The organism is Salmonella sp. SSDFZ69 (assembly GCF_004010755.1).
In the GTDB taxonomy this organism is placed as follows: domain Bacteria; phylum Pseudomonadota; class Gammaproteobacteria; order Enterobacterales; family Enterobacteriaceae; genus Salmonella; species Salmonella enterica.
The window spans coordinates 3,769,078-3,790,816 of sequence record NZ_CP034831.1 but is presented as its reverse complement, the minus strand read 5'-3'; the positions used below and the strand labels follow the sequence as shown (position 1 = coordinate 3,790,816).

At 53.1% G+C, this 21,739-nt stretch carries 16 protein-coding genes and 1 pseudogene; 6 read left to right on the top strand and 11 right to left on the bottom strand.

Translation table 11 applies throughout. The features are described 5' to 3' along the window. Positions 1–265: 265 nt before the first annotated feature. Positions 266–682 (top strand): hypothetical protein, encoded by a 417-nt coding sequence (locus tag EOS98_RS18835; RefSeq protein WP_161460226.1) that lies wholly within the window; start codon positions 266–268, stop codon positions 680–682. Positions 683–905: 223 nt separating this feature from the next. Here EOS98_RS18835 and srfN read toward each other — a convergent pair whose 3' ends face one another. Beyond that, a complete protein-coding gene (srfN, locus tag EOS98_RS18830; RefSeq protein ID WP_000745961.1) occupies positions 906–1,196 on the bottom strand; it encodes a DUF1471 family virulence protein SrfN in 291 nt (96 codons plus the stop codon). 897 nt (positions 1,197–2,093) lie between these two features. Between srfN and EOS98_RS18825 the strand changes: the two genes are divergently transcribed. Further along, positions 2,094–3,983, top strand: coding sequence for a sulfatase-like hydrolase/transferase (locus EOS98_RS18825; protein WP_126524289.1), 1,890 nt, complete (start codon positions 2,094–2,096; stop codon positions 3,981–3,983). A 351-nt stretch (positions 3,984–4,334) separates the two neighbouring features. On the opposite strand, the pseudogene EOS98_RS25165 reads toward EOS98_RS18825, so the two are convergent. Then, positions 4,335–4,415: pseudogene (locus EOS98_RS25165) on the bottom strand (hypothetical protein); the annotation flags it as partial. 121 nt (positions 4,416–4,536) lie between these two features. Here EOS98_RS25165 and kefF point away from each other — a divergent pair. From kefF to folA, 3 genes are all read left to right on the top strand, one after another. After that, entirely contained in the window at positions 4,537–5,067 is a 531-nt protein-coding gene (kefF, locus tag EOS98_RS18815) for a glutathione-regulated potassium-efflux system oxidoreductase KefF (protein ID WP_000600706.1), read from the top strand. After that, positions 5,060–6,922: a glutathione-regulated potassium-efflux system protein KefC gene (kefC, locus tag EOS98_RS18810; protein WP_000377163.1), complete on the top strand. Its 1,863-nt coding sequence runs from the start codon at positions 5,060–5,062 to the stop codon at positions 6,920–6,922. Before kefF ends, kefC begins: the two co-directional genes overlap by 8 nt. 198 nt (positions 6,923–7,120) lie before the next feature. Continuing rightward, positions 7,121–7,600 (top strand): type 3 dihydrofolate reductase, encoded by a 480-nt coding sequence (folA, locus tag EOS98_RS18800; protein WP_000624379.1) that lies wholly within the window; start codon positions 7,121–7,123, stop codon positions 7,598–7,600. 105 nt (positions 7,601–7,705) lie between these two features. Here the strand turns inward: folA and apaH are convergent, their stop codons facing one another. Genes apaH through lptD form a run of 6 tightly spaced genes read right to left on the bottom strand, consistent with a single transcriptional unit; the run spans position 7,706 to position 14,452 of the window. Further along, the gene (gene apaH / locus EOS98_RS18795) at positions 7,706–8,554 is read right to left on the bottom strand and encodes a bis(5'-nucleosyl)-tetraphosphatase (symmetrical) ApaH (protein WP_000257211.1); all 849 of its coding nucleotides are present in this window, start codon (positions 8,552–8,554) and stop codon (positions 7,706–7,708) included. 10 nt (positions 8,555–8,564) lie between these two features. Continuing rightward, positions 8,565–8,942, bottom strand: a complete 378-nt coding sequence (apaG, locus tag EOS98_RS18790; RefSeq protein WP_126524288.1) for a Co2+/Mg2+ efflux protein ApaG — start codon at positions 8,940–8,942, stop codon at positions 8,565–8,567. Positions 8,943–8,944: 2 nt separating this feature from the next. After that, positions 8,945–9,766, bottom strand: coding sequence for a 16S rRNA (adenine(1518)-N(6)/adenine(1519)-N(6))-dimethyltransferase RsmA (gene rsmA / locus EOS98_RS18785; RefSeq protein WP_001065397.1), 822 nt, complete (start codon positions 9,764–9,766; stop codon positions 8,945–8,947). Then, positions 9,763–10,752: a 4-hydroxythreonine-4-phosphate dehydrogenase PdxA gene (gene pdxA / locus EOS98_RS18780; protein ID WP_126524287.1), complete on the bottom strand. Its 990-nt coding sequence runs from the start codon at positions 10,750–10,752 to the stop codon at positions 9,763–9,765. Before pdxA ends, rsmA begins: the two co-directional genes overlap by 4 nt. Further along, positions 10,752–12,038, bottom strand: coding sequence for a peptidylprolyl isomerase SurA (surA, locus tag EOS98_RS18775; protein WP_000800482.1), 1,287 nt, complete (start codon positions 12,036–12,038; stop codon positions 10,752–10,754). Before surA ends, pdxA begins: the two co-directional genes overlap by 1 nt. A 53-nt stretch (positions 12,039–12,091) precedes the next feature. Further along, positions 12,092–14,452: an LPS assembly protein LptD gene (gene lptD / locus EOS98_RS18770; protein ID WP_000746119.1), complete on the bottom strand. Its 2,361-nt coding sequence runs from the start codon at positions 14,450–14,452 to the stop codon at positions 12,092–12,094. Positions 14,453–14,705: 253 nt separating this feature from the next. On the opposite strand from lptD, the gene djlA reads away from it, so the two are divergent. Then, positions 14,706–15,518, top strand: coding sequence for a co-chaperone DjlA (gene djlA, locus EOS98_RS18765; RefSeq protein ID WP_001200595.1), 813 nt, complete (start codon positions 14,706–14,708; stop codon positions 15,516–15,518). A gap of 94 nt (positions 15,519–15,612) precedes the next feature. On the opposite strand, the gene rluA is transcribed toward djlA, so the two are convergent. From rluA to polB, 3 genes are all read right to left on the bottom strand, one after another. Then, positions 15,613–16,272 carry a bifunctional tRNA pseudouridine(32) synthase/23S rRNA pseudouridine(746) synthase RluA gene (gene rluA / locus EOS98_RS18760; protein WP_000525196.1) on the bottom strand — a complete coding sequence of 220 codons (660 nt, stop codon included), beginning with the start codon at positions 16,270–16,272 and terminating at the stop codon, positions 15,613–15,615. 11 nt (positions 16,273–16,283) lie between these two features. Further along, positions 16,284–19,190 carry an RNA polymerase-associated protein RapA gene (gene rapA, locus EOS98_RS18755; RefSeq protein WP_126524286.1) on the bottom strand — a complete coding sequence of 969 codons (2,907 nt, stop codon included), beginning with the start codon at positions 19,188–19,190 and terminating at the stop codon, positions 16,284–16,286. A gap of 173 nt (positions 19,191–19,363) precedes the next feature. Continuing rightward, positions 19,364–21,715, bottom strand: a complete 2,352-nt coding sequence (gene polB, locus EOS98_RS18750; RefSeq protein WP_000035709.1) for a DNA polymerase II — start codon at positions 21,713–21,715, stop codon at positions 19,364–19,366. Positions 21,716–21,739: the final 24 nt, after the last annotated feature.

Here is a 21,739-nt window from a genome sequence, read left to right as displayed (position 1 = left end):
CTCTCTTTATGCGCATCCATTTATTCCCATGCGAATAAACGGATGCCTGAACAGGCAGGGACGCCGGAAAACGTCGAAATACGTTAGACCATTCGCCCGTGTTCCCGCTTTCCCCACCGCGCTGTCCGCTTACATGAGGTTACACTCATCGACATTTCTCTGAACAGCGGCTCAACATTTCCCGGAAAAAAACATATCGCAGGGCATTTATCCTTATGATTAGGTATAAATGATGAGGTATAAGGAACAGGAGTCTGTAATGAAACTGAAACTAATACCTTTTTATTTTCTCGCGCTATTTTCTGCCGCCTCCGGGGCTACGGAGATAAACGCCTGCAAAGACCTGATCGGAACATGGAAAACCACGGCAGATAACCCGCCTTATACCATGACAATATTGCCGCCAGTAGAAGGCTGCGGGGAAAAATGTGTGAAACTGAACGTGCAGTATGAACTTGACGTGACTCACCGCAACGCGCTTTATTGCCATGAAGGACAAGAGGGGGTAAAAGGGCAGGGACCCATGGTGATAGCATTTGAAGGGGCGTATGGTGGACACGCTATTGGAACCTATAACCGACAGCTGCAATTACTTTGGGCTGGCGTAATACCGAAAAATAAAAAGGGGAAATGGATAACGAAAATGGAAAATTACTGGTTCAGGCAGGTAAAAGCGCATTAAACATCATCTTAAAACAGCCCGCAAAACCGTCTTATTCACGAAGGGCTTACTGCCTGCGCGCATACATTCTACCGACTTGCCTGCCCCGGATGAACTGTTGATAAAAAAGAGGGCCAGCATCTGTTTCCAGACGGCCCTGAGTGGATTGTGACGTAACATGGCACCTTGCTGGCGCTCTCTTATTATTTCATGCCTGTGCCCTCGTTATGGCGCAATCAGAGCTTTATTTCGTCGCATCGTTATAAACTTCGGCAACGGCTTCAAAATTCGGACCATGCTCACGTGCAGCGATAATATGATAATATTTTCCGCCTTTCGCATCGGCTAATTCTGACAGTTTTTCGCGTAGATCAGAGGGTGAGGAAATCTGCCCGCCACTCTGGGACACATTTATGGTGCCGACCTTAACCAGTTTGAAGTGGCTGATTTCTTGTTTAGAGACCTGCTCTGCCGCAAGTGTGCTGAATGAAGCAACCGTTGCCAGTAATGCGGCGGCAATAATGCGTTTTTTCATAGTTCTGTTCCTGTTGCATTGATGATAAGGTTTGCGCAATATCAGTAATCCGTAACGAAATTATTTATCCCCTTCATACTTCAGGTTGCTTATGGGTTGGCTACGGATTACTCGGCCCACCCATGGGCCTCGCCCTGACGGGCCGTCGCACGCGACGTTCAAATCTGCTCCCGGCAGATTTGTCGCTCACCTCAGTCACATAATTATCTATGTTCCTGGGGACTCACTCCCTTGCCGCCTTTAAGCAACTCGAATTATTTTGGGTAATAACCTCGGTTGATTATCTGAAAATAGCCTTATTTGGTGTGACCGTCTTATATCTTGTTATAGTCACCTCTTTATGTTGTTGTCAATGTAAAATAATGCACTGCCAGCTAAAAAGAAACTTAACCCCCTGTAAATAATAGTTTTTATATTGTTTCTTTTAATGGCGTAATTTTTATTGAATCACGCGGCAATACGCTAGTTTTATTCATAAGCAACATAACAGAATTGAGTTATGTTTTAATTTCCCAGAGTGATATTACCGGTTGTATGTCTATGGTTGCGCGGCCTGTTACTGATAGTGTTTCTTTCGGGGCGATTTTATTGTAGCGGCATAGGGTAATCACCGTAGTTGAAGGGAAAAGGCACGAACACAGAGCTATAGAGTATGTTTAATAATGTATTTTTTTATGAAGTAATGTCTGCAGTTGTATCTCTAAAATAAAAACAATGAACTTTTCATCTAAATAATTTTTCAATGAATTATGCTCATTTATTAATATATTTCTAATTTGAAATACAAATCAATTTATAACACATATTCTTACCCGGAAGGCATTGATACATATCCACGCTTCCTCGTACAGTAATAAATGAATATGTGATAAAGTTACTGACTACAGGTATAATAATATGAGTAATAAAAAAAATCTGTCCGCAGAAGAGACGGATCTTACGCGTAGGAAACTGTTAACCAGCGCCGGTATTCTTGCCGCCGGCGGTATGCTATCCGGCGCGGTAAAAGCTGATGAAAAATGTGCCGTCAAGGCGAAACCGGCGTGGGATAAACCGTTTACCGGCGAAATCCCGGAAAAATTGCCAGAAGGATATAATATTCTGTTAGTCGTGACCGACCAGGAGCGTTTTTTTCCTACGTTTCCTTTCCCGGTACCCGGCAGAGAGCGGCTCATGAAAACGGGGGTGACATTCTGTAATCATCAGAATACCAGTAATGTCTGTACGCCTTCCCGCTCCGTATTGTATACCGGCTTACATATGCCCCAGACAAAGATGTTTGATAATCTGGGATTACCCTGGATGCCTTATGACCTTGACCCCGCTCTTGGAACCACAGGCCATATGATGCGGGAACTGGGATACTATACGGCCTATAAAGGTAAGTGGCATCTTACAGAAAAACTGGAGAAGCCTTTGCCTGACGAAAAAGATGAGGATATTGATGTCGGGGATATTCCTGAACCAGAATTACATAAAATTATGGAAAAATATGGTTTTGCTGACTATCACGGCATCGGCGATATTATAGGCCATAGTAAAGGCGGCTATTTTTATGATTCAACCACCACGGCTCAGACTATAAATTGGTTAAGATGCAAGGGGCAGCCCTTGAATGGCCAACACAAGCCCTGGTTCCTGGCCGTTAACCTCGTTAATCCTCATGACGTCATGTTTATTGATACCGATAAAGAGGGAGAAAAGGTACAGTGGCGTGGCGAGTTGGATCAGGATGATAATACCCTGGCGCCCACGCAGCCACCGGAAAACGAACTTTATCAGGCAAGCTGGCCGAACTATCCGCTGCCGGCAAACAGGCATCAGTCATTCAATGAGCAGGGAAGACCGCCGGCGCATCTTGAATACCAGACGGCGCGCGCTGCGCTGGAAGGGCAGTTTCCTGATGAAGATCGTCGTTGGCGTAAACTGCTTGACTACTATTTCAACTGTATCCGCGATTGTGATACTCACCTTGACCGGATATTAAATGAACTTGATGCCCTCAAGTTAACTGATAAAACGATTGTTGTATTTACTGCCGATCATGGCGAATTAGGCGGAAGCCATCAGATGCACGGTAAAGGCGCTTCCGTTTATAAAGAACAGATCCATGTACCGATGATTATTTCCCACCCGGCGTACCCCGGTAATAAGAAATGTCAGGCGTTGACCTGTCATCTTGATATTGCGCCGACATTAGTTGGGCTGACCGGTTTGCCGGAAGAAAAACAGCACCAGGCGTTAGGCAACCGCAAAGGCGTTAATTTTAGCGGATTGCTAAAAAACCCGGAAGGCGTTGCGGTTAATGCGGTGAGAAATGCCAGCTTATATTGCTATGGCATGATCTTGTATACCGATGCCCATTATCTCCACCGCGTTATCGCGCTACAAAGAGATAAACAAAAAACGGTGGCGCAAATCAAGCAGGAAATATCCCATCTGCATCCTGATTTTAGCCATCGTTCAGGGACGCGCATGATTAACGATGGCCGTTATAAGTTTGCGCGTTATTTCTCGCTAAGGGAGCATAATACGCCGGAAACCTGGGAGGATCTTATTAAGTACAACGATCTTGAACTTTACGATCTTAAAAATGATCCCGATGAGAACCATAACCTTGCTGCTGATAAACAGAAATATCAGGATCTCATTCTTACGATGAATGAAAAACTGAATAAAATTATCAAGGACGAAATTGGCGTGGATGACGGCAGTTTTATGCCGGATGCTGCCCGTGAGCCGTGGGATCTTACTATTGAGCAATTTAACCGCATGGCGAAAGATTAAGTGCCTGACCCATTAGGCTATTTTATTCGCCATTTTGGGTCCGGGCAGTGCTCAAAATCCTCACGTACTACGTGTACGCTCCGGTTTCTGCGCGCTGGTCGGCCCCAAACTGGCTTCAACAATTACGCCTACTGGGCCATGCTCTAAGTACCTGACCCATTAGGTTAATTTATGCGTCGGCGATCTGGCATCCACCGTGTCTGGAGGTTCAGATGCTGTTGGCGCTGCGCTTATTGGGCCTGTGTCATCATGTAATGGATTGATATTACAGTCATTACAGGCAAATTTAGCGCAGCGCCGCCCGACAAGAAGGCCTTAAACCGATTGGTCAGCAATTTAAGGCTGCCATCATCACCAACCTTTCCACACCGGATCGCGCTTTTCCGCAAACGCCTGCGGCCCTTCGAGAGCGTCTTCCGGGGGCAGGATGGCGTCAACTCCTGGCTGGCGTTAATTCAATTTTTTCTGATTAGCCGCTCAATAATATTCACTATTAGCCTGGCGAATTTGTCACTACACTTTGTAATAAAAAACAGATCATCACAGGCTAATCATGATCCTCATTATTTATGCGCATCCGTATCCGCATCATTCTCATGCGAATAAGCGGATGCTTGAACAGGCAGGGACGCTGGAAAACGTCGAAATACGTTCGCTTTATCACCTCTATCCCGATTTCAATATTGACGTTGCCGCCGAGCAGGAGGCGCTGTCGCGCGCGAGTCTTATCGTCTGGCAGCATCCGATGCAGTGGTACAGCGTCCCTCCTTTACTCAAATTATGGATGGATAAAGTCCTCACCCACGGCTGGGCTTACGGTCATGGCGGTACGGCATTACACGGTAAACATCTGCTGTGGGCGGTAACGACCGGCGGTGGTGAAAACCACTTTGCTATCGGTTCACATCCGGGATTTGACGTCCTTTCTCAGCCGCTACAGGCGACGGCGCTCTATTGTGGCCTCAAATGGCTGCCGCCGTTTGCCATGCACTGCACGTTCATTTGCGATGACGACACCTTACAGGCGCAGGCGCGTCAGTATAAACAGCGTTTACTGGCATGGCAGGAGGTGAATCATGGATAGCCATACTCTACTGCAGGCGCTGATCTATCTTGGTTCGGCGGCGCTGATTGTGCCGATTGCGGTACGTTTGGGCTTAGGATCGGTGCTGGGGTATCTGATTGCGGGTTGCATTATCGGCCCCTGGGGGCTACGGCTGGTAACGGACGCCGAATCTATTCTGCATTTTGCGGAAATCGGCGTCGTGCTGATGTTGTTTGTTATTGGGCTTGAGCTGGACCCGCAACGGTTATGGAAGCTGCGCGCCTCGGTATTTGGCGGCGGCGCGTTACAAATGGTGGTCTGCGGCGGACTGATTGGTCTGTTCTGCATGTTTCTTGGCCTGCGTTGGCAGGTGGCGGAACTGATTGGCATGACGCTGGCGCTTTCGTCCACGGCTATCGCCATGCAGGCAATGAATGAGCGTAACCTGACCGTTTCGCAAGTAGGGCGTAGCGCATTTGCAGTGCTCTTGTTCCAGGATATCGCGGCGATCCCGCTGGTGGCGATGATTCCGCTGCTGGCCGCCAGCGGCGCATCCACCACGCTTGGCGCGTTTGCGCTATCGGCGTTGAAAGTCGCAGGCGCGTTGGCGCTGGTGGTGCTGCTGGGACGCTACGTCACGCGCCCGGCGCTGCGCTTTGTCGCGCGTTCTGGTTTGCGGGAAGTGTTCAGCGCCGTGGCGCTATTTCTGGTGTTTGGTTTCGGCCTGTTGCTGGAAGAGGTTGGGCTGTCAATGGCGATGGGCGCGTTCCTGGCGGGCGTTCTGCTGGCGAGTTCAGAATATCGTCATGCGCTGGAAAGCGATATTGAACCCTTTAAGGGGTTGCTGCTGGGGCTGTTCTTTATTGGCGTCGGCATGTCGATTGATTTCGGCACGCTGGTGGAGAATCCGCTGCGCATTCTGCTGTTGTTGGCCGGTTTTCTGGCAATCAAAATCGTCATGCTGTGGCTGGTCGCGAGGCCGCTGGGCGTACCGGCAAAACAGCGTCGCTGGTTTGCCGTCTTATTAGGCCAGGGAAGTGAGTTTGCGTTTGTGGTTTTTGGCGCGGCGCAAATGGCGGATGTACTTGAGCCGGAATGGGCAAAAGCGCTGACGCTGGCGGTCGCGCTGTCGATGGCGGCAACGCCGATTTTTCTGGTGCTGCTGACGCGCATGGAGAAGACCGCGACGGGGGAAGCGCGCGAGGCGGATGAAATCGACGAAGAGCAACCGCGGGTTATTGTGGCCGGGTTTGGACGATTTGGTCAGATAGCCGGGCGTTTGCTGCTGTCGAGCGGGGTGAAGATGGTGGTGCTCGATCACGACCCCGATCATATCGAAACGCTGCGTAAATTCGGCATGAAGGTTTTTTATGGCGACGCGACGCGTATGGATTTACTGGAATCTGCCGGAGCGGCGAAGGCGGAGGTATTGATTAACGCCATTGACGATCCGCAAACCAATTTGCAACTGAGTGAACTGGTGAAGTCGCATTTCCCGCATCTGCAGATTATCGCCCGCGCCCGTGATGTCGATCATTACATTCGCCTGCGCCAGGCTGGTGTGGCGATGCCCGAACGTGAAACCTTCGAAGGCGCGCTCAAAAGCGGGCGACAGGCGCTGGAGGCGCTGGGGCTGGGGCGTTATGAAGCCCGCGAGCGCGCGGATCTGTTCCGTCATTTTAATACCCGGATGGTGGAAGAGATGGCGAAAGGGGAAAACGATCCGTTATCTCGCGCCGCCGCCTATAAACGTACCAGCGCGATGTTGAGCGAAATTATTACCGAGGACCGGGAGCATCTGTCGTTGATTCAGCGCCACGGCTGGCAGGGAACGGCTGAGGGCAAACATTCCGGGGAGGCCGCTGATGAACCCGAGGTCAAACCGTCAATCTAAAGTAAAAAATGTGATGTTCTGCAAACTTTACTGCTAATTGGCTGTTTTTGAACTACTGTAATGCTGGCGCTCCACATCAAATGAGTGGCGTCGCCAGCAGAACGAAAAATTTTCGTGCTCATCCTCTTTTCGTCAGTCGACGAAAGATTGCGCTTTACGTATAGTGGCGGCAATTTTTTTTGTATCAGGAAATAATTAATGATCAGTCTGATTGCGGCGTTAGCGGTGGATCGCGTCATCGGTATGGAAAACGCCATGCCGTGGAACCTGCCTGCCGATCTCGCCTGGTTTAAACGTAACACGTTAAATAAACCTGTCGTCATGGGACGTCACACCTGGGAGTCCATCGGACGCCCCTTACCGGGACGTAAAAATATTGTTATCAGCAGCCAGCCGGGCACCGACGATCGCGTGCAGTGGGTGAAGTCTGTCGATGAGGCGATTGCCGCTTGCGGCGATGCGCCGGAAATTATGGTCATTGGCGGCGGGCGCGTGTACGAGCAGTTCTTGCCAAAGGCGCAGAAGCTTTATCTGACGCATATTGATGCGGAAGTCGAAGGCGATACCCATTTTCCGGATTATGAACCGGATGACTGGGAATCGGTATTCAGTGAGTTTCACGATGCCGACGCGCAGAATTCTCACAGCTATTGTTTCGAGATTCTGGAACGTCGTTAATACTGTAGTGCCGGATGGCGGCGAAACGCCTTATCCGGCCTACTCTTGAGCCGGATGTAGCCGGATGTAGGCCTGATAAGCGTAGCGCCATCAGGCATAAACCTATCAGGCGTTGACCGCTTCGCCTTCGCCCATATCCATCTGGCGGTTTGACGGCTGCACAAAATACTGTTTATCTTCCCAGCGTAAACAGGTCAACTCCCCGCCCCAGCAGCAGCCGGTATCCAGCGCGTAAATACCTTCCGGCGTCCCTTTCCCTTCCAGCGACGCCCAGTGCCCGAAAGCAATACTGTAAGCCTCGCTCACCGGTCCCGGAATGGCGAACCACGGCTTCAGCGGCGCAGGGGCATTTTCCGGCGACGCTTTGCTGTACATATCCAGTTGACCGTTAGGAAAGCAGTAACGCATACGGGTAAAGGCATTAGTAATAAAGCGTAGCCGCGCCAGACCGCTTAACTCCGGCGACCAGTTATTCGGCATATCGCCATACATCGCGTCGAGGAAAAACGGGTACGAGTCGCTCGACAGCACCGCTTCAACATCGCGGGCGCACTCTTTTGCCGTCTGCAAATCCCACTGCGGGGTAATACCCGCATGCGCCATGACCAGCTTTTTCTCTTCATCTACCTGCAACAGTGGCTGACGGCGTAACCAATTCAACAGCTCATCGGCGTCCGGCGCTTCAAGAAGCGGGGTCAGCCGGTCTTTAGGTTTGTTGCGGCTAATCCCGGCGAATACGGCCAACAGGTGTAAATCGTGATTCCCCAGCACCAAACGCACGCTATTGCCAAGTGATTTGACGTAGCGTAACACGTCCAGCGAACCAGGACCGCGGGCGACCAAATCGCCAGTCAGCCACAGAGTGTCTGTGTCTGGCGTAAATTCCACTTGCTGTAATAAGGCGATCAGTTCGTCGTAGCAACCGTGAACGTCGCCGATGAGATAAGTTGCCATTGTTATAATTTTAGTGAATGAGTGTAGGGACGGCGAGTCGAAACACGGGAATGTCGATGGTAAAGGCGTCGCCATTTTCATCGATCATTTCGTAATGACCCTGCATGGTGCCCAGCGGCGTTTCAATTACCGCGCCGCTGGTGTACTGATACTCTTCGCCAGGCGCAATGCGCGGCTGGACGCCAACCACACCTTCGCCCTGGACTTCGGTTTCACGGCCATGACCATTGGTAATCAGCCAGTAGCGGTCCAATAGCTGCACTGGCGCCCGGCCCAGATTGCGGATGGTTACGGTATAGGCAAAAACGTAACGTTCATCGTCAGGTGAGGATTGCGCCTCAATGTAGACGCTTTGCACCTGAATACACACTCTGGGCGAATTGATCATGTTTAACTCTCCTTCAAAGGCGCGTTTTCCGACAGATAATTGGCCATCTGGCAGTACTGCGCGACAGAGATATTTTCCGCGCGCATTGCCGGGTCAATACCCATTTCCGTCAACGTCTCAACGCTAAAAAGGTTGCCGAGACTGTTACGGATCGTTTTACGGCGCTGGTTAAAGGCCTCGGTGGTAATACGGCTCAACACGCGAATATCTTTAACCGGGTAAGGCATTGTTGCGTGTGGAACCAGACGCACCACGGCGGAGTCCACTTTGGGCGGCGGCGTGAAGGCGGATGGCGGCACTTCAAGCACCGGGATCACCTGACAGTAATATTGCGCCATCACGCTTAAACGACCATACGCTTTGCTGTTCGGCCCTGCAACCAGACGATTTACCACTTCTTTTTGCAACATAAAGTGCATGTCGGCAATGGCATCAGTATAGCTAAAGAGATGGAACATCAGCGGGGTGGAGATATTATAGGGCAGATTGCCGAACACACGCAGCGGTTGGCCCAACTGCGCAGACAGTTCGCCAAAGTTCATGGTCATGGCGTCCTGCTGATAAATAGTCAGCTTCGGCCCTAAAAACGGATGGGTTTGCAAACGCGCCGCCAGATCGCGGTCAAGTTCAATGACCGTGAGCTTATCCAGTCGTTCGCCGACCGGCTCCGTCAGCGCCGCCAGACCGGGGCCGATTTCAACCATCGCCTGGCCTTTTTGCGGATTAATAGCAGAAACAATACTGTCGATCACAAACCGATCGTTGAGAAAGTTTTGCCCGAAGCGTTTACGGGCTAAATGGCCCTGATGGACTCGATTATTCATTGGGTATTAACAATCATTTTGATGGCGAGATTAAGCGCCGTAATAAAACTGCCGACATCCGCTTTTCCTCGGCCCGCCAGTTCAAGCGCGGTGCCGTGATCAACGGAGGTTCGAATAAAAGGTAGGCCGAGCGTAATATTCACTCCCCGACCGAATCCCTGGTATTTTAGCACGGGCAGGCCCTGATCGTGGTACATTGCCAGCACCGCGTCGGCATTATCGAGATATTTGGGCTGAAACAGCGTATCAGCAGGTAGCGGCCCGTTGAGTTTCATCCCCTGCGCCCGCAGCTCGTCGAGCACCGGAATGATGATGTCTATCTCTTCCGTGCCCATATGACCGCCTTCGCCCGCGTGCGGATTCAGGCCACAGACAAGAATGCGCGGTTCGGCAATACCAAATTTGGTCCGCAAATCGTGATGCAAAATAGCAATCACTTCGTGCAAAAGCGCAGGGGTGATGGCGTCTGCAATCGCCCGTAGCGGCAGATGCGTGGTCGCCAGCGCCACGCGAAGTTCTTCGGTTGCCAGCATCATCACGACTTTTTTCGCCTGCGAACGCTCTTCGAAAAACTCGGTATGACCGGTAAACGGAATGCCTGCGTCGTTAATAACGCCTTTGTGCACGGGGCCTGTGATCAGCGCGGCAAATTCACCGTTCAGACAGCCATCACACGCTCGCGCCAGCATCTCTACCACGTAGGGGCCATTTTCTACCGTCAACTGACCGGGGATGGCAGGCGCGCGCAGCGAGACCGGCAATAGGGTCAGCGTTCCCGCGGGCTGCGGCGCAGCGGGGACATCAGGCGAGTAAGGGAGAAGCGAGAGGGGCTGGCCGAGCATGGCGGCCCGCTCCGTCAGGAGCGCGCCGTCCGCACAGACGACCAGTTCAATCGGCCACGCGCGTTGCGCCAGTTGGACGACAAGATCGGGGCCAATCCCGGCGGGTTCGCCGGGAGTGATAACAACGCGTTGCGCACTGCTCATTAGTTACTCAAAATCTTAACGTAAGCGCTGGCGCGCTGTTCTTGCATCCAGGTCGCCGCTTCTTCTGAGAATTTACGGTTCATCAGCATACGATAAGCGCGATCTTTCTGCGCCGCATCGGTTTTGTCTACCTTACGCGTATCCAGCAATTCGATCAGATGCCAGCCGAAAGAGGAGTGTACCGGCGCGCTTATTTGGCCTTTATGCAGCTTCGTCAGCGCGTCGCGGAACGCCGGATCGAAAATATCTGGCGTAGCCCAACCCAAATCACCGCCCTGGTTAGCGGAGCCCGGGTCCTGAGAGTACTCTTTCGCCGCAGCGGCAAATGTGGTTTTACCACTCTTAATGTCAGCCGCGATTTCTTCCAGCTTCAGGCGCGCCTGCTGATCGTTCATGATCGGCGACGGCTTAAGCAGAATATGACGAGCGTGAACTTCGGTCACGGAGATACTCTGGCTCTGACCGCGCAGGTCGTTTACTTTCAGAATGTGGAAGCCGACGCCGGAGCGAATCGGGCCGACAATGTCGCCTTTCTTCGCGGTGCTCAGCGCCTGGGCGAAAATCCCCGGCAGCTCCTGGATACGGCCCCAGCCCATCTGACCGCCTTTTAGCGCCTGCTGGTCGGCAGAGTAGGTAATCGCCAGTTTGCCGAAATCTGCGCCGTTACGCGCTTCTTCAACAATGCTTTCCGCCTGGCGCTGCGCGTCGTTAACCTGCTCGGAGGTTGGGTTTTCCGGCAGAGCAATCAGGATATGGCTCAGGTTCAGCTCGGTGCTGGCGTCGTTTTGGGTGCCAATCTGTTTTGCCAGCGCGTCAACTTCTTGCGGCAAAACGGTGATACGGCGACGAACTTCGTTGTTGCGCACTTCAGAGATAATCATCTCTTTACGAATCTGGTTACGGTAGGTTGAATAGTTCAGCCCATCGTAAGCCAGACGGCTGCGCATCTGATCCATCGTCATATTGTTTTGTTTGGCGATGTTGGCGATGGCCTGATCCAACTGCTCATCCGTGATCTTCACCCCCATCTTCTGACCCATCTGCAGGATAATTTGATCCATAATCAAACGTTCCAGGATCTGGTGACGCAGCGTGGCGTCGTCCGGAAGCTGCTGACCTGCCTGACCCGCGTTGAGTTTGACTGATTGCATTAAGCCATCAACGTCGCTTTCCAGCACGACGCCATTATTGACGACGGCTGCGACTTTATCGACTACCTGGGGGGCAGCGAAACTGGTATTCGCGATCATGGCGATACCGAGAAGCAGCGTTTTCCAGTTCTTCATACTTTTTCCATTTCAATTAACCGCAATGCGGATTACGTTGTAAATCAATCAGATTACATAGAGCTTTGGTACGGCAGAATGTTCGAACGCAACATTTCTTGCGTGCCGAGGCCGTAGTTAGAGCTCAAACCGCGCAGCTCAATGTTGAAGCCAATCGCGTTATCATAAATCGCGTGTTGTTTATCGTTATCCCAACCGTTCAGCTTACGTTCGTATCCGACGCGGATCGCATAGCAGCAAGAGTTGTACTGCAAGCCGAGCATCTGGTCTGCAGGTTTGCTCGAATTGGTATCGAAGTAGTACGCGCCGACAATCGACCAGCGATCGGCAATCGGCCAACTTGCCACCGCGCCCACCTGGTTGATGCCGTTTTTATACTGCTCTGCCGTGGAATAATACGAAGGCAACGTAGCCTGAATATATTCCGGGCTGGCATAGCGGTAGTTCAACTGTACCAGACGATCCTGATCCCGACGGTATTCGAGGCTGCTACTGCTGGTAGCGACGCTATCCAGACGGGTATCGTACTGCACTCCGCTACGCAGCCCCCAGCGTTCTGAAATACGCCAGTAAGTGTCGCCTGCCCAAACCAGCGAACCGGTTTTGTCGTCATTCTCCCATTTAATGTTGTCATCGCCGGTGCGAGACTCCGTGAAATAGTAGATTTGACCAACAGAAACGTTAAAACGTTCAACGGCGGCATCATCATAAATGCGTGTTGTGACGCCTGTCGTGACCTGGTTGGCGGAAGCAATACGGTCGAGACCGCCATAAGTGCGGTCGCGGAACAGGCCGTTATAGTCGGATTGCAGCAAAGAAGAATCGTAGTTATAGATGCCGCTCTGGTCGCGGTACGGCACATACAGGTACTGCACGCGTGGTTCCAGCGTCTGGGTATACCCCGGCGCCAGCATCGCCATATCGCGTTCGAAGATGAGCTTACCGTCGACTTTAAACTGCGGCATGACGCGGTTAACCGAATCTTCCAGCTTATTTTTATTGTTTGGATCGCTGTTATAGCTGTCCAGATTCGTTTGCTGATAGTGCGTCGCCATCAGCTTCGCTTCGGTGTTCAGGCTGCCCCAGCGGTTGGAGAGCGGCAAATTAATGGTTGGCTCCAGGTGGACGCGGGTCGCTTCCGGCATATTGTCTTTGGTGTTGACGAAATGTACCGCCTGGCCGTAAATCCGGGTATCAAACGGCCCGAGATCGTTATGGTAGTAGTTAACGTCTAACTGCGGCTCCGCAGAGTAGCTGCTGGTGTTTTGATCGTTAAACACCTGGAATTGTTTGGTCGACACCGTAGCGTCAAAGTTTTGTACGGCGTAGCCGACGCTGAATTTCTGCGTTGCGTAGCCGTCGGTACTGGAACCGTACTTACTGTCGAAATCATTAAAGTAGCTGGAGTCGCTGACTTTGGTGTAATCGACGTTAAAACGCCACACCTGATCCATCACGCCTGAGTGCTGCCAGTAGAATAACCAGCGGTGCTTATCGCCCTCTTTGGGATGTTCGTCCTCGTAGACTTTATCAGAAGGCAGATAATCTAATTCCATCAACCCGGCGCCTGCCTGCGTGAGATAACGGAATTCGTTCTCCCACATAATATTGCCGCGGCGGTGCATATAGTGCGGGGTGATGGTGGCGTCCATATTGGGCGCGATGTTCCAGTAATACGGTAAGTAGAACTCGAAATAGTTCTTGGTCGTGTATTTCGCGTTCGGGATCAGGAAACCTGAGCGACGTTTGTCACCGACGGGGAGCTGTAAATAGGGGCTATAAAAGATCGGAACCGGACCTACTTTAAACCGGGCGTTCCAGATCTCCGCAACCTGTTCTTCACGGTCATGGATGACTTCACTCCCCACCACGCTCCAGGTATCGGAGCCAGGCAGACAGGAGGTAAAGCTGCCGTTTTCCAGAATGGTATAGCGGTTTTCGCCGCGCTGCTTCATGAGATCGGCTTTACCGCGCCCCTGACGGCCCACCATCTGGTAATCGCCTTCCCAGACGTTCGTGTCTTTGGTGTTCAGGTTCGCCCAGCCCTTCGGCCCTTTAAGGATGACCTGATTGTCATCATAATGCACATTACCCAGCGCATCGACGGTGCGTACAGGTTCCGGCTGACCTTCCGCCTGCTTCTGATGAAGCTGCACTTCATCCGCTTGCAGGCGGCTATTCCCCTGCATAATGTCCACGTTGCCGGTAAAAACGGCATCGTCCGGGTAGTTACCTTTAGCGTTATCGGCATTGATAGTAACCGGCAGATCGTTGGTATCGCCTTTTACCAGAGGACGATCGTAGCTCGGCACGCCCAACATACACTGTGAGGCGAGATCGGCTGCCAGCCCCTGATGACTATAAAGGGCGCTGGCGATCATGGTGGCCAGAAGAGTGGGAATACGTTTTTTCATACGTTGTATTTATTGTTCCATCATCGGTAGCGTTGCGCGTGACAAACGGTCACAGCCTAACTTACTCATCTTCGCTGCGCCAGTGTTAATCCTGCCGTTTAGCGTCTGTGGTGTTAGGCACGGCATTGAATGACAGGTATGATAATGCAAATTATAGGCGATGTCCCACAATTGACCGTAGCCTTCATTCGCAGAAAAGCACCTTATTTTGTGGGAGATAGCCTCACCGATAGCGTAACGTTTTGGGGAGTCTATGCAGTACTGGGGAAAGATAATTGGCGTCGCCGTAGCCCTGATGATGGGCGGCGGCTTTTGGGGCGTGGTCCTGGGTCTGCTGGTGGGCCATATGTTCGACAAAGCCCGCAGCCGAAAAATGGCGTGGTTTGCCAACCAGCGGGAACGGCAGGCGCTGTTTTTTGCCACCACCTTTGAGGTAATGGGCCACTTAACCAAATCAAAAGGACGGGTGACGGAAGCGGATATTCATATCGCCAGTCAGTTGATGGATCGTATGAATTTACACGGCGATTCACGTACTGCCGCGCAGAACGCCTTTCGGGTCGGAAAAGCGGATAATTACCCATTACGTGAAAAGATGCGGCAGTTTCGTAGCGTCTGCTTCGGGCGTTTTGATCTGATCCGGATGTTTCTGGAAATTCAGATCCAGGCGGCGTTTGCCGATGGCTCGCTACACCCTAATGAGCGGGAAGTGCTGTATGTGATTGCGGAAGAGCTAGGTATTTCCCGCGTACAGTTCGATCAGTTTCTGCGCATGATGCAGGGCGGCGCGCAGTTTGGCGGCGGTTATCATCAACAGTCCGGCGGCGGCTGGCAGCAGGCGCAGCGCGGCCCGACGCTGGAAGATGCCTGTAATGTGCTGGGGGTTAAAACCACCGACGATGCAACCACCATTAAACGCGCTTATCGCAAACTGATGAGCGAGCATCATCCGGACAAACTGGTCGCGAAAGGTTTACCGCCGGAAATGATGGAAATGGCGAAGCAAAAAGCGCAGGAAATTCAGAAAGCGTATGAGCTAATCAAAGAACAGAAAGGCTTCAAGTGATTGAATTGCCGGATGCGGCTAGCGCCTTATCCGGCCTACGTTAATGAATGTAGGCCGGGCAAGCGAAGCGCCCCGGCATAAATTGGCTCTGAATTTAAAAATCTGCCGGGACTTTAAACGTCATGCTGTTACCGTAAGCGGGATGGGTAATGGTCAGCATTTCGGCGTGTAACTGCAAACGCGGCGCCAGCGACAACGCTTCCGGCGAGGCGTAAAACCGATCGCCTAAAATCGGGTGGCCTAACGCCAGCATATGCACACGAAGCTGATGCGAACGTCCGGTGATCGGTTTGAGCACCACGCGGGCGGTATTATCCGCCGCAAACTCCACCACGTTATATTCCGTTTGCGCCGGTTTGCCGGTTTCATAACACACTTTCTGCTTTGGCCGGTTCGGCCAGTCGCAGATAAGCGGTAAGTCAACCAGTCCTTCCGCCGGGGAGGGATGCCCCCATACGCGCGCCACATACTGCTTTTTCGGCTCACGTTCGCGGAACTGGCGTTTTAGCTCCCGCTCCGCGGCTTTGGTCAGCGCCACTACAATCACGCCGCTGGTGGCCATATCCAGACGATGCACCGACTCTGCCTGCGGGTAGTCGCGCTGGATACGCGTCATAATGCTGTCTTTGTGCGCTTCCAGACGCCCCGGCACGGACAACAGGCCGCTGGGCTTATTGACCACCATAATGTGCTCATCCTGATACAGGATAACCAGCCAGGGTTCCTGCGGCGGATTGTAGTTTTCCATCCCCATGTACGGCTCCGTTATTGGTGCGTGACGACGATAAGACGCAGCGCGTCCAGACGCCAGCCTGCTTGATTCAGGCTTTCCAGCACCTGCTGACGGTTGCTGTCGATAGCGGCAAGTTCGTCGTCGCGAATGTTCGGGTTGACGGCGCGCAGCGCTTCCAGACGCGACAGTTCCCCAGACAGTTTTTCATCCGCCTCGCGACGCGCGTTATCAATCAGCGATCTGGCGGACTTTTCAATCTGCGTCTCGCCCAGTTGCAAAATGGCATGGACGTCCTGTTGCACGGCGTTAACCAGTTTGCTGCCGGTGTGGCGATTCACGGCGCTGAGCTGACGGTTGAAGGTTTCAAACTCGACCTGGGCGGCCAGATTGTTGCCGTTTTTATCTAACAGCATACGTACCGGCGTCGGCGGCAGGAAGCGGTTCAGTTGTAGCTGTTTCGGCGCCTGCGCTTCCACGACGTAAACCAGTTCGACCAGCAGCGTGCCGACTGGCAGCGCTTTATTTTTCAACAGCGAAATGGTACTGCTGCCGGTATCGCCGGAGAGGATCAGATCCAGTCCGTTACGGATGAGCGGATGTTCCCAGGTAATAAACTGCGCATCTTCGCGAGACAGGGCTACATCACGTTCAAACGTGATAGTACAGCCGTCTTCCGGCAGGCCGGGGAAATCCGGCACCAACATGTGGTCGGACGGCGTCAGCACGATTAGGTTGTCGCCGCGATCGTCCTGGTTAATGCCGACGATATCGAACAGGTTCATGGCGAACGCGATCAGGTTGGTGTCGTCGTCCTGTTCTTCAATGCTTTGTGCGAGCTGTTGGGCTTTTTCTCCGCCGTTGGAGTGGATCTCCAGCAGGCGGTCGCGGCCCTGCTCTAACTGGGCTTTTAGCGCTTCATGTTGCTCGCGGCAGGATTTGATCAGATCGTCAAACCCGTCGGTTTCTTCAGGCGCGGCCAGATAGTTAATCAGACTGGCGTAGGCTGAATCATAAATCGCGCGACCGGTCGGGCAGGTGTGCTCAAAGGCGTCCAGCCCTTCGTGATACCAGCGAACCAGCACCGACTGGGCGGTTTTTTCCAGGTACGGGACGTGGATCTGGATATCATGCGCCTGGCCGATACGATCCAGACGACCAATACGCTGTTCCAGCAGATCCGGGTTAAACGGCAAGTCGAACATCACCAGATTGCTGGCAAACTGGAAGTTACGTCCTTCGGAGCCGATTTCGGAACATAACAGCACCTGCGCGCCGGTATCTTCTTCGGCGAACCAGGCGGCGGCGCGGTCGCGTTCGATAATCGACATGCCCTCATGGAACACGGCGGCGCGGATGCCTTCGCGTTCGCGCAGCACCTGCTCCAGCTGTAACGCGGTGGTCGCTTTGGCGCAGATCACCAGCACTTTTTGCGAACGATGGCTGGTCAGATAGCCCATCAGCCACTCAACGCGTGGGTCGAAGTTCCACCAGGTGCCGGTATCGCCTTCGAACTCCTGATAAATTTGTTCCGGATAGAGCATATCGCGGGCGCGATCTTCCGCGCTTTTACGCGCGCCCATAATGCCGGAGACCTTAATGGCGGTCTGATACTGGGTCGGCAGCGGCAGTTTTACCGTATGCAGTTCACGTTTCGGGAACCCCTTGACGCCGTTACGGGTGTTGCGGAACAGAACGCGGCTGGTGCCGTGGCGATCCATCAGCATCGACACCAGCTCATCACGGGCGGCCTGCGCGTCGTCGCGATCGCTATTAGCGGCCTGCAACAGCGGTTCAATATCCTGTTCGCCGATCAGATCGCCCAGCCTGTTCAGTTCGTCGTTGCTGAGTTTATTGCCCGCCAGCAGCATGGCCACCGCATCAGCGACAGGGCGGTAGTTTTTCTGTTCTTCGACAAACTGTTCGAAATCGTGGAAACGGTTCGGATCGAGCAGGCGCAGACGGGCGAAATGGCTTTCCATCCCCAGCTGTTCTGGCGTGGCGGTCAGCAGCAGCACGCCCGGTACGCGTTCAGCTAATTGTTCGATGGCCATATATTCACGGCTCGGCGCATCGGTGCTCCACACCAGATGATGCGCTTCGTCGACCACCAGCAAATCCCACTCGGCGTCGCACAAATGTTCCAGACGCTGCTTATTACGGCGGGCGAAATCCAGCGAACAGATCACCAGTTGTTCGGTTTCAAACGGGTTATACGCGTCGTGCTGCGCTTCGGTATAGCGTTCGTCATCGAACAGCGCGAAGCGCAGGTTGAAACGGCGCAGCATTTCTACCAGCCACTGGTGTTGCAGGGTTTCCGGAACGATGATCAATACGCGTTCCGCCGCGCCGGATAATAACTGTTGATGCAGAATCATCCCGGCTTCAATGGTTTTACCTAAGCCCACTTCATCCGCCAACAGTACGCGCGGCGCGTGGCGACGACCCACATCATGAGCGATATTAAGCTGATGCGGGATCAGATTGGTCCGCTGACCGCGCAGACCGCTGTATGGCATCCGGTACTGCTCGCTCTGAAATTTACGGGCGCGATAGCGCAGCGCGAACCGATCCATTCGATCGATTTGACCGGCGAACAGACGATCCTGGGGCTTACTGAAAACCAACTTGCTGTCGAGCAGAACTTCGCGCAACGTCACATTGGTCTCTTCGGTATCCAGGCGGGTGCCGACATAAACAAGCAGGCCATTTTCTTCTTTTACTTCATCGATATGTAGCTGCCAGCCTTCATGGCTTGTAATCGTATCGCCAGGGTTGAACATGACGCGGGTCACGGGAGAATCACTGCGCGCATACAGGCGGTTTTCCCCCGTGGACGGGAAAAGTAAGGTGACGGTTCGCGCATCCATCGCAACAACGGTTCCAAGTCCCAGCTCGCTTTCTGTATCGCTGATCCAGCGTTGACCAAGTGTAAAAGGCATATGTGTTCGGCTCTATATCTTTAATTGCAGGCATTACTCGCCATTCCCAGGCGACAGCACTGGATAATTGCGAGTATACGACCCCGCTACCAGGCTAATGTGGTAGTGGCGTTAATTAGGTCCAGGAATGGAAAGGGCGCTATGGTACTGGAAGGCGGCGCTTTCGTCACGCGTCAAAATAGCCCCAGTTGCCCGGTCAGTAGTGTAGCAAAATTATCTTCAACGAAGGGAAGAATTCCTTCCGCCACGGGTTGTAGCTGGCGGGTAAGATAGTGTTCGTAATCCAGCGGCGACTGCTGGTAATCCACGGGCTCGGGGCCGTTAACAGTCCAGACATATTTTATGGCGCCGCGATTCTGATACTGCGCCGGACGACCCTGCTTCAGGTTTTGTTCATCCGCCAGCCGGGCGGCGCGAACGTGCGGCGGAACGTTACGTTGGTACTCATGTAAAGGGCGACGCAGACGCTTACGATAAACCAGCTGCGCGTCCAGTTCGCCCGCCATCAGTTTATCAATAGTCTCGCGCACATAGTCTTGATAAGGTTCATTGCGAAAAACACGCAGATACAGCTCCTGTTGAAAGCGCTGCGCCAGCGGCGTCCAGTCGGTCCGCACCGTTTCCAGACCTTTAAATACCATGCGCTGGCTGTCGCCTTCCTGAATCAGGCCCGCGTAGCGTTTTTTACTGCCAGTATCCGCGCCGCGGATGGTCGGCATCAGAAAACGGCAAAAGTGGGTTTCAAACTCCAGTTCCAGCGCGCTGGTCAAATTTTGCTGTTGTAACGTCTGCGCCCACCATTCGTTCACGTGACGTACCAGCCTGTGCCCGATTTCCGCCGCATCGGCTTCTGAATGCGCGCGCCGGAGCCAGACGAAAGTGGAATCGGTATCGCCATAGATCACGTCATAACCCTGCGCCTCAATCAGCGCTTTGGTCTGGCGCATAATCGCATGACCGCGCATGGTGATTGACGACGCCAGACGGGGATCGAAAAAGCGACAGGCCGTGGTGCCGAGTACGCCATAAAAGGCGTTCATAATGATTTTAAGCGCCTGCGAGAGCGGTTTATTGCCCTGACGTTTGGCTTCATCGCGCCCGTGCCAGATTTGGCTAACAATTTCCGGCAGGCAGTGCTTTTCTCGTGAAAACCAGGCGTCAAGGAAACCTTCGGTACTGTGTTCCGGATCCGGCTGCGCCATGCCTTCGACCAGCCCGACGGGATCAATCAAAAACGTGCGGATAATCGACGGGTACAGGCTTTTATAATCCAGCACCAGTACTGAATCGTATAATCCGGGTTGTGAATCCATTACGTAGCCGCCGGGACTTGCCAGCGGCGGCACTTCGCCGAGATTGGGCGCGACATAGCCGGCGCGGTGCATTCGCGGAAAGTAAAGATGCCCGAATGCGGCGACCGAACCGCCGTGGCGATCGACCGGCAGGCCGTTGATCGTCGCGCGTTCCAGCAAAAACGGCATGATCTCGGTTTTATGGAAAATGCGCGTGACCAGCTCGCAGTCTTTCAGGTTGTAGGTGGCGAGGGCGGGTTTATCCTGGGCAAAGCGGCGATCGATCTCATCCATACGATCCCAGGGATTATCAATGGATTTTCCTTCGCCGAGCAGTTCCTGCGAGACGGCTTCCAGCGAAAAAGACGAAAAATTCCAGAACGCGGATTTAAGCGCGTCGATACCATCGATAATGACTCGCCCTCTGGCCTGGGCGAAAAAAACGCCGTTTTTGAAGCCATGTTCGCGCCACTCCAGTTCGCTATTGTCTCGCCCCAGCCGTAAAGGGATACGGTAGCGTTCGGCATGTTTTTGCAGCATACGCAGGTCGAACTGCACCACGTTCCAGCCGATGATGACGTCAGGATCATGTTCGGCAAACCAGGCGTTGAGTTTTTCCAGCAACTGCGGGCGGCTGGCGACATACACAAGCTCGAAGTCCAGTTGGCGGTCATCGCCATTCGCCGGACCCAGCATATAAACGGTACGCTGGCCGCAGCCTTCCAGACCAATGCAATACAGTTCGCCGTGTCGCGTGGTTTCGATATCCAGCGAGACCCATTTTAGCGGCGGTCGATAGTCGGGGTGGGGTTTAAGACGCGCATTGCGGATAACGCCGTTGCGCATCTCGCCGTCTACCCAAACGGGCGACGTAATAAAACGCTCCATCAGGTAACGTTCCGGCGGGCGTACATCCGCTTCATAAACGGTGACGCCGTTTTCGCGCAGCAGTTTCTCCATCCGCATAAGCTGGCGGTGAGTGCGGCAATACAGACCGGATACCGGCTGACGATGAAAGTCTCGCAGCTGGAGCGGCGTCAGGCGATAGTCTTTTTCCGCCTGTAGCAGCGAGGCTGCGCGGAAGGTCTGGCTGGTCGGAATAAACGCCACGGACTCTTGCGGCGCCAGCGTCGCCTGCACAGGGCCGTTGTCTGTCGCCAGCCAGAAAGAGACCTCCGTCCCTTGCGGCGTATCCCGCCAGTGCCGGGTTAAAATGAAACCTGCCTGCGCCACGATGATTACCTGTCTAAAAAATTC

Coding starts and splice junctions, on each gene's coding strand:
- srfN (WP_000745961.1), bottom strand. CDS start 1,196: ATGAAAAAACGCATTATTGCCGCCGCATTACTGGCAACGGTTGCTTCA.
- EOS98_RS18825 (WP_126524289.1), top strand. CDS start 2,094: ATGAGTAATAAAAAAAATCTGTCCGCAGAAGAGACGGATCTTACGCGT.
- kefF (WP_000600706.1), top strand. CDS start 4,537: ATGATCCTCATTATTTATGCGCATCCGTATCCGCATCATTCTCATGCG.
- kefC (WP_000377163.1), top strand. CDS start 5,060: ATGGATAGCCATACTCTACTGCAGGCGCTGATCTATCTTGGTTCGGCG.
- folA (WP_000624379.1), top strand. CDS start 7,121: ATGATCAGTCTGATTGCGGCGTTAGCGGTGGATCGCGTCATCGGTATG.
- apaH (WP_000257211.1), bottom strand. CDS start 8,554: ATGGCAACTTATCTCATCGGCGACGTTCACGGTTGCTACGACGAACTG.
- apaG (WP_126524288.1), bottom strand. CDS start 8,942: ATGATCAATTCGCCCAGAGTGTGTATTCAGGTGCAAAGCGTCTACATT.
- rsmA (WP_001065397.1), bottom strand. CDS start 9,766: ATGAATAATCGAGTCCATCAGGGCCATTTAGCCCGTAAACGCTTCGGG.
- pdxA (WP_126524287.1), bottom strand. CDS start 10,752: ATGAGCAGTGCGCAACGCGTTGTTATCACTCCCGGCGAACCCGCCGGG.
- surA (WP_000800482.1), bottom strand. CDS start 12,038: ATGAAGAACTGGAAAACGCTGCTTCTCGGTATCGCCATGATCGCGAAT.
- lptD (WP_000746119.1), bottom strand. CDS start 14,452: ATGAAAAAACGTATTCCCACTCTTCTGGCCACCATGATCGCCAGCGCC.
- djlA (WP_001200595.1), top strand. CDS start 14,706: ATGCAGTACTGGGGAAAGATAATTGGCGTCGCCGTAGCCCTGATGATG.
- rluA (WP_000525196.1), bottom strand. CDS start 16,272: ATGGGGATGGAAAACTACAATCCGCCGCAGGAACCCTGGCTGGTTATC.
- rapA (WP_126524286.1), bottom strand. CDS start 19,190: ATGCCTTTTACACTTGGTCAACGCTGGATCAGCGATACAGAAAGCGAG.